The sequence below is a fragment of the Vibrio sp. T11.5 genome, assembly GCF_027587155.1.
Classification (GTDB): Bacteria; Pseudomonadota; Gammaproteobacteria; order Enterobacterales; family Vibrionaceae; genus Vibrio; species Vibrio neptunius.
In genome coordinates this window covers 1-6,807 of record NZ_JAPPTP010000046.1, presented here as the reverse complement: position 1 = coordinate 6,807, position 6,807 = coordinate 1, and the positions used below count along the sequence as shown (strand labels likewise).

Genomic DNA, 6,807 nt, shown 5'->3' with positions numbered 1-6,807 from the left:
AAAACGTTGTGAACACAGCGAAAGAGCTTTTAGCTTAATCACTGAATCTTGATACGAAAACGCCCCGCTATACTAGCGGGGCGTTTTTTATTGAATCTCTTCTACATTCACTTCAGTACTGAACTTGACTGTGCGAGTAGAGACCGAAGTCTGAAATTTGCGAATGTTCTTATCCTGATGCAATACGCGCTCAATAAATTTTTCATATGCTTTGATATCTGGAACGCTCACCACCAGCATGAAATCGTAGCCTCCCGTGATCTGATAACATTGAGTGACTTCTGGGGCTTTTGTTATCGATTGGCGAAACACGCTGTATATATCAGGTCTATCTCGCTCCATTTCGACTGAAACGATCAACTTCATCTTATTACCGGCCAGCTCGGGATTGATGATAGAGACATCACCCGTTATCACGTTGTCTTCCCGAAGCCGTTTTACCCTCTTCAAACAAGCTGGCGGCGACAACCCTACTTCTTCCGCCAACTCTACATTCGGAATACGATTATTCTTTTGCAGTATCGACAAAATCTTCCTGTCTAAACGGTCAATTTCCATAATTTCTCCAGAGGACATTTTTAAGAAATTTTAACACACTCTAAATTAAATAAAGAAACATGAGACATAGTAAACATGCAAATCACCTATCCATATTTCTCATGTCTTTATTAATATTTGTGCCATCGAATCATTCAGTGTGGAATTCAACATGGAAAAGTTACAACGTTTCTTTTATGACCTTTTTAAAGAAATAGTCGATGTCACCTGGACTCTGTATAAAGTGATGATTCCAATCATCATCGTAATTAAAGTTGTTGAACAGCTAGGAGGCGTTGCATTGCTTAGCCAATGGCTAAGTCCTTTGATGAATTTTGTCGGTTTACCCGATGAAATGGGCTTGGTGTGGGCGACAACTCTGCTTACTAATATGTACGCGGGTCTATTGATCTTTATGAGCACCAACAGCGAACTCACCGTGGCTCAGGTATCGATTTTGGGGTCATTAATGCTCATCGCACACTCGATCCCAATTGAAGCTGCTATTGCCAAGCGCGCTGGTGTGAGTATTGCGATGACAACGTTAGTTAGAGTCGGGGGTGGACTGGTGTTTGCGTGGGTTCTCCACCAGATTTATCAGTTCGGCGATTTGCTAAATACACCTGCCCAGATCGTTTGGAATCCCGAAATACCCCCAGAGCAAACTTATTTGCAATGGGCGTGGTCACAAGTCGAAAACTTGATAGCGATACTTGTCATCATTGCCATCTTACTATTTACGTTAAAGATGCTAAAGCTATTAGGGGTGGAGAAGTTAATGGCGATGGCACTCAAGCCTGTTCTTTCTGTGCTAGGCATCAGCAGAGAGGCGACTAACCTAACCATAGTCGGCATTACATTAGGTATTTCTTTCGGTGGCGGCCTGCTGATCAACGAAGCGAAACGAGGCCATATACCAGCACGAGATGTGTTTACCGCCGTCATGTTGCTTAACTTGGCCCACAGCATGATTGAAGACACCATTCTCGTATTGTTGATTGGTGCAGACTTCGTATCGATATTTTGGGGAAGGTTGCTGTTTGCTTTTGTCGTCATCGCTATTATGTCACAGATCCTTAAGCGTATAAGCGAGCCCACCTGTCAGAGATATCTTTACAAAAGCGTTCAGCAATAATAAAGGCCCTGCTAGTGCAGGGCCTTGGTTTATTTTTCTTCAAATCGCTGAGCTAACTGATAAAACTCGTTGACTTGATTGCGTAACTCTTGTGAGTGCAGATTAACGGAATGCGTCGCTGCTAGGTTTTGCTCAGCCGCAGAGGCTATTGACTGAATGTGCAAATTTACATCGCTCGAAAGCTGGCGTTGTTTCGTTGCCGCATCTTCAACCGTGCTCATCAAGTCGTTCATCGATTGCATCATGGTTTCGACTTCAGATAAACGTTTCGCGCTTACTTCTGCTACTGCACCACATGCATCTGTTTGTTCACGGTTGGCAATGATGTCGCATTGCCAACCTTCAATCGTCGTCAACATGGTTTCAATACTGTCTTTAATTTGCAACGTGGCATTGGAAGTTCTGCCTGACAATGCACGAACTTCGTCCGCTACCACCGCAAAACCACGTCCCTGCTCACCAGCGCGGGCGGCCTCAATCGCAGCGTTTAACGCCAGTAGATTGGTTTGTTCTGCGATCCCACCGATTTCTTCCATCATCTGACTGACGTTTTGAGCCTGTTCACTCAGTTGATACGTGGTATTGGTCGCTTTTTCAGCCTGAACACTGAGTTTCTCTAAATTGACATGAGTCTGGTCGATAGTATCTTTCGCAAGCAGGCACGTTTTGAGTGTCACATCAATCAAATCATGTGCTTCGTGTGTGCTGGTTGAAACTTCGTTGGCGGATGCTTCCACGTCTTCGGTTGCTTCACGAACTTGGCGAATATCTTTCGTTTGCTGCTCAAGAGCTTGCGTTACCTGCAAGGTTGTTGCGCTTAAGCCATCAGACAGATCTTGCAGCGGTTTAGCGGAATCCGTCATCCTACCTAGCACGGTTCTAATTCGTGCAGAAAGAAGCTTAATATGGAAATCTGCAATTGAGAATTGAGTATTGCCAGAATAGATCAGACGACTGACGCTATCATATTTTGACTGAAGCTTTCTCAACTGTTTAGGCGTATCGACCAATTCTTGCCTGAAAAGCAATGCGGTCACAGAGATTGGCAGTGCACTAGCGACCCAACTCGCAATGCCTTCGAGAGATAATAGATTCGCAATGACGGGGGCAGATAGAGAACCAATTAACATCGCATAACGCAGAGTGTCGGGAATTTTCAGTGAGACAGTCGCGCCTGTTTTCTCAGCGTGCAGCAAAGATTGATAGGCTTTGTCCGCCACCTTGACCCACTCTCTTTTGGGTTTAACACGCACCGACTGATAACCCGTTATCTCACCATTTGCGTAGATAGGCGTTACGTAGGCATCTACCCAATAGAAGCCTCCTGTTTTAGTGCGATTTTTTACAATACCCCGCCATGCTTTACCTTGTTTTAGGTTCGCCCACATATCTGCGAATGCAGCTTTAGGCATAGTGCTATGGCGCACAATATTGTGATTTTGACCCAGCAGTTCTTCCTGAGTGAATTCGGCAATACGACAAAAAGCCTCGTTACTGTAGGTAATGACGCCTTTCAGATCAGTAGTCGACACCAACTGTTCGTTGGCGTCAAGCAAGGTTTCGCGTTCCGACGAAGTTTGACTAGCAATCATGAATGTAAACTTTTGTTGTAGTTATGTGGCACGGAAATATAAACAATAAATGAAATCATGACAAAATATTAAAGTAGTCACATGTAACACTTTTAGATTATTTGAAGATTTTTTTTGTTTTAAACACAATGCCTTCGCTCATATCGAAGCAATCTAGCCCGTTAATGACTGGCTCAAGTCAGAAATGATCTCTACAATGACGGTGTAGTATTGCCCACTCCTTGTTCAGGTAGCGCTTTTTTAGTGGTTAGATTAAAACACTTCAGTCTGAAACAGTTAACCATTCTGGTTTCTATCTCTGTTGTTCTCTTATTTCTCGTTTTCTATTTTACGTTCAAGGCACTTTGGAGCCATGAACTGGCCGTTGATGCTTCAAAAAAGAGACAAGAGTTCGAGATCGAGCGTGTGCAAACCGTATTGAAAATGGAAGAACTCGAACTGAGAGCATCCCTTGAAGATTATGCCGCTTGGACAACGTTGGCACGTTATGTACAGCAGCCTAGTGACGCTTTCATAACTGACAGCATAGGTCCGCATGCATTTGAGTCCAAGCGGGTCAACGGTATGATCATTTTCGGTCATGAACTTGACGTAAAATGGAGCGCTTTATACAGAGATGGACAAGTTCATTCCGCTCAGTTTATCGAGCTCAATGACCCTGAGATGGTCGACAAGCTTCTTACTCAAGCCATACAATCTTCAAATGCCAAAGTTTCCTCGCAGTTGGAATACGCTGTACATAAAAGCGAGCCATACATGGTAGCCACTGCTCGAATTTGTCTCAGCGACGGAAAATCGTGCGATTTTGGGTACATAGTGTTTATTCGCAAGATCCGCAATGAGTTTATCGCAGAGATTGAAGATGCGACTGGTGTCAAGATCGTTGTTCATCCACTCAATGAACATGAGGCTGTACAAAGTACGGCTCAGGCAGAGAATGTTTCCGTGATTTATCGCGAAGACTTTCTAGACGATGATAACATTGCTATCGAAATTACCCACAATGAAAAGCTACCCGCTTTTCTAACCGTGCCCGAAGCTAGCGTACTAGCTTGTTTTGCGCTCGTGATGTTCGCACTCAATTTGATAGTCGTATCAAGAATAATTAAACCCCTAGAAAAGGCACAGCAAACACTTCGCCAGTTTCAGAAATCAGGAGACATGCTACCCAACGAAGCCACATTTGTTTCAAAAGAGATGAGAAGCTTTGCTCGTGACATCAATCACCTCATTACTGAACTTGATGAGAAACGTGAAATCCTCAAAATGCAGTCTATTGTCGATCCACTTACCGGGATTGCGAATCGAAGACACCTCTACGAAACGGCCCGTTACTTCATTGAAGTGCTGGGTTACAATTATATAGGAGTCACTTTAGTCGATATCGATCACTTTAAACAATACAACGACAACTATGGACACATTGCCGGTGATCGCGCCTTGCGTCTCGTTGCAGAAGCACTGAGAGATGTTGAATCACCCTACGAGCACTTGGTGTGCCGTTATGGAGGTGAAGAGTTTTGTGTGTTGCTCGCAAGCGACATCGAACTTGATCTTGATGGTTATCTCAATCAATTGGTGAGAGCAATCAGTAATCTGTCATTAGAGCATGCCTATTCGCCAACCCAACCGTACGTCACTATAAGTGCTGGTGCAACGTCGAAGAAAACTAACACCTACGAGCATTTAACCAGCTTATTCCAATATGCGGATCAAGCGCTGTATCAGGTCAAACAAGACGGTCGAAACGGCTACCAAATCATTTCTGCCAATTAAGTTTTGCTCACGCATCGAGCCTAGTTCCTAGCAAGATATTTCCCCCACACACAGTTGCATTCCGAGTTTACCAACGCCCTTAGTTAGACTATACCAATGATATGTTCTACCAAGGGTCACACAAAATATGTCAATCCGATATTGCAGTCTCTACTGGCTGGCGTTGTTGATTTGTTTTATGCGGTCGGCCGTTGCCGACACGACGGTCATTGCAATAGGTGAAGTTTATCAAAATCCAGAACTAAACAAGCTTGCCGGCTTTACTTTGATAGAGGATCTCGAATTCATATACCAAAAGTCTGGTGTCGAGATAGATTTTGTTTACTTACCGAATGCGAGAGCTATACGCGCAGTCAGCCAAGGTCGATATCAAGGCTTGGACTTGAGGATATCGAGGCTTGCTCAAGACGAGAATATGATCAAGGTTGACGTCCCTCTCTACTATATCAGTATCTTCATATATGGCTTTGAAGGGCAATTTTACAACGAGCTGAGCCAAGTTTCGGAAAAAGTACTCGTCTCACAATTGGGGATGAAATTTACAGAAGAAATCGAAAGCTATAAAGCGCTTTATTTGGTTGAAAAAGCGGAACAAGCAGCATTAATGGTAAAGAAAGGACGCGCAGACTTGTGGCTAGCACCTAAGGTGGTTTACGAAATTCTCAAAGCCAAGTATCCAAACATTAAACCCGTCAGTAAGGCGATTATTCGCGAACCCCTGTATCACTACATTCACATTTCAAATAAACACCTCCTGCCTCAATTAGAGCAAGCCGTTAGAGATTTAGTCGCCAATCGACCGAATCGCCAACTACCATAGTGAACGCCAACTTTCTGCCCGACAGCTTTCGAGATCTTGACGGCACATTCATTACTCGTTCCTATTTAATACTATAAATCGCCGAAGCTTAGGTAACGGATTACCCCTTCAAAGACTCATTCAAAACTTGCACAATGAAATCAGATTTCAGCGTTCGGTAATCCTCATGTGAGTATCCATCGCAAGACTGTTTCAGTTTGTTGTAATATTTCACTAACTCAGGATTTGAGACGAGATAATCACGAAATCGAAGGAAGCATTCATGTTGTGAGCCATTCACAACAACTTGAAATGCTACGTCATCTGTCTTCGACTCAAGCATGCACAGCTCAGAGGTGCGCAAGGTATTTTGTTTTTCTGAAAACCCTAACGTGGTCAATATTTGAACTGACTGTTCAAATTGTGACAGCTCAACCCCAACATAAATGTCCAGATCCCCTTTTGAAATCGCTCCTGGGATTGCCGAAGAGCCGATATGCTCTACAACCGCATTGGGGAGCAACAAACTCACTTTTCTCTTATAAGATTCAAATTGTGCACGACACAAATCCTGATACTCTTCTGGTAAATAAAACTTCATACTATCCTCAATCAAGTAAGTGAAACTAGACTAACCAACAAAGCACCTTCTTGGTTCAGTTAATTCAACGTTGTTGTTCCTCTGCCCACAGCAACTCTCTATGGCCTACAAATAACTGAGACTATTTGTCAGCTAAAATGACACTCCCAAATCCATTCGTTATAAAAACAAAGCCAATCACAAACAATCGGCAAGGAAATTTAAATCGATTATATAATAATCATTAAGAATGATAAGTACAAATTCAATAAGCATGCAAAATGAATTAAAGTGTCATAAAAACGTTATTTTTTCATTTATAAATCGAAAAAATATACCTTAATATTATTTATTGGATCCGACTCACATATTAAAAAACTCTTTCAAG

At 42.9% G+C, this 6,807-nt stretch carries 6 protein-coding genes; 3 read left to right on the top strand and 3 right to left on the bottom strand.

Features of this window, described 5'->3' with window-relative positions:
- Positions 1-87: 87 nt before the first annotated feature.
- On the bottom strand, positions 88-558 hold the full coding sequence (locus OH455_RS23020) for an Lrp/AsnC family transcriptional regulator (protein WP_269982913.1): 471 nt from the start codon (positions 556-558) through the stop codon (positions 88-90).
- A 151-nt stretch (positions 559-709) separates the two neighbouring features.
- Between OH455_RS23020 and OH455_RS23015 the strand changes: the two genes are divergently transcribed.
- Positions 710-1,672: a hypothetical protein gene (locus OH455_RS23015; RefSeq protein WP_269982912.1), complete on the top strand. Its 963-nt coding sequence runs from the start codon at positions 710-712 to the stop codon at positions 1,670-1,672.
- A 29-nt stretch (positions 1,673-1,701) separates the two neighbouring features.
- Here OH455_RS23015 and OH455_RS23010 read toward each other — a convergent pair whose 3' ends face one another.
- Entirely contained in the window at positions 1,702-3,264 is a 1,563-nt protein-coding gene (locus OH455_RS23010; protein WP_269982911.1) for a methyl-accepting chemotaxis protein, read from the bottom strand.
- 243 nt (positions 3,265-3,507) lie between these two features.
- On the opposite strand from OH455_RS23010, the gene OH455_RS23005 reads away from it, so the two are divergent.
- Complete coding sequence (locus OH455_RS23005; protein ID WP_269982910.1) at positions 3,508-5,040, top strand: diguanylate cyclase domain-containing protein; 1,533 nt, start codon at positions 3,508-3,510, stop codon at positions 5,038-5,040.
- A 178-nt stretch (positions 5,041-5,218) separates the two neighbouring features.
- Positions 5,219-5,860, top strand: a complete 642-nt coding sequence (locus OH455_RS23000; RefSeq protein WP_269982909.1) for a substrate-binding periplasmic protein — start codon at positions 5,219-5,221, stop codon at positions 5,858-5,860.
- Positions 5,861-5,960: 100 nt separating this feature from the next.
- Here OH455_RS23000 and OH455_RS22995 read toward each other — a convergent pair whose 3' ends face one another.
- Positions 5,961-6,440, bottom strand: coding sequence for a GrpB family protein (locus OH455_RS22995; RefSeq protein WP_269982908.1), 480 nt, complete (start codon positions 6,438-6,440; stop codon positions 5,961-5,963).
- Between the last annotated feature and the right edge of the window lie 367 nt (positions 6,441-6,807).

What these genes read in the sequence shown, in the direction of transcription:
- OH455_RS23020 (WP_269982913.1), bottom strand. Translation starts at nt 558, where the DNA reads ATGGAAATTGACCGTTTAGACAGGAAGATTTTGTCGATACTGCAAAAG.
- OH455_RS22995 (WP_269982908.1), bottom strand. Translation starts at nt 6,440, where the DNA reads ATGAAGTTTTATTTACCAGAAGAGTATCAGGATTTGTGTCGTGCACAA.
- OH455_RS23010 (WP_269982911.1), bottom strand. Translation starts at nt 3,264, where the DNA reads ATGATTGCTAGTCAAACTTCGTCGGAACGCGAAACCTTGCTTGACGCC.
- OH455_RS23000 (WP_269982909.1), top strand. Translation starts at nt 5,219, where the DNA reads ATGCGGTCGGCCGTTGCCGACACGACGGTCATTGCAATAGGTGAAGTT.
- OH455_RS23015 (WP_269982912.1), top strand. Translation starts at nt 710, where the DNA reads ATGGAAAAGTTACAACGTTTCTTTTATGACCTTTTTAAAGAAATAGTC.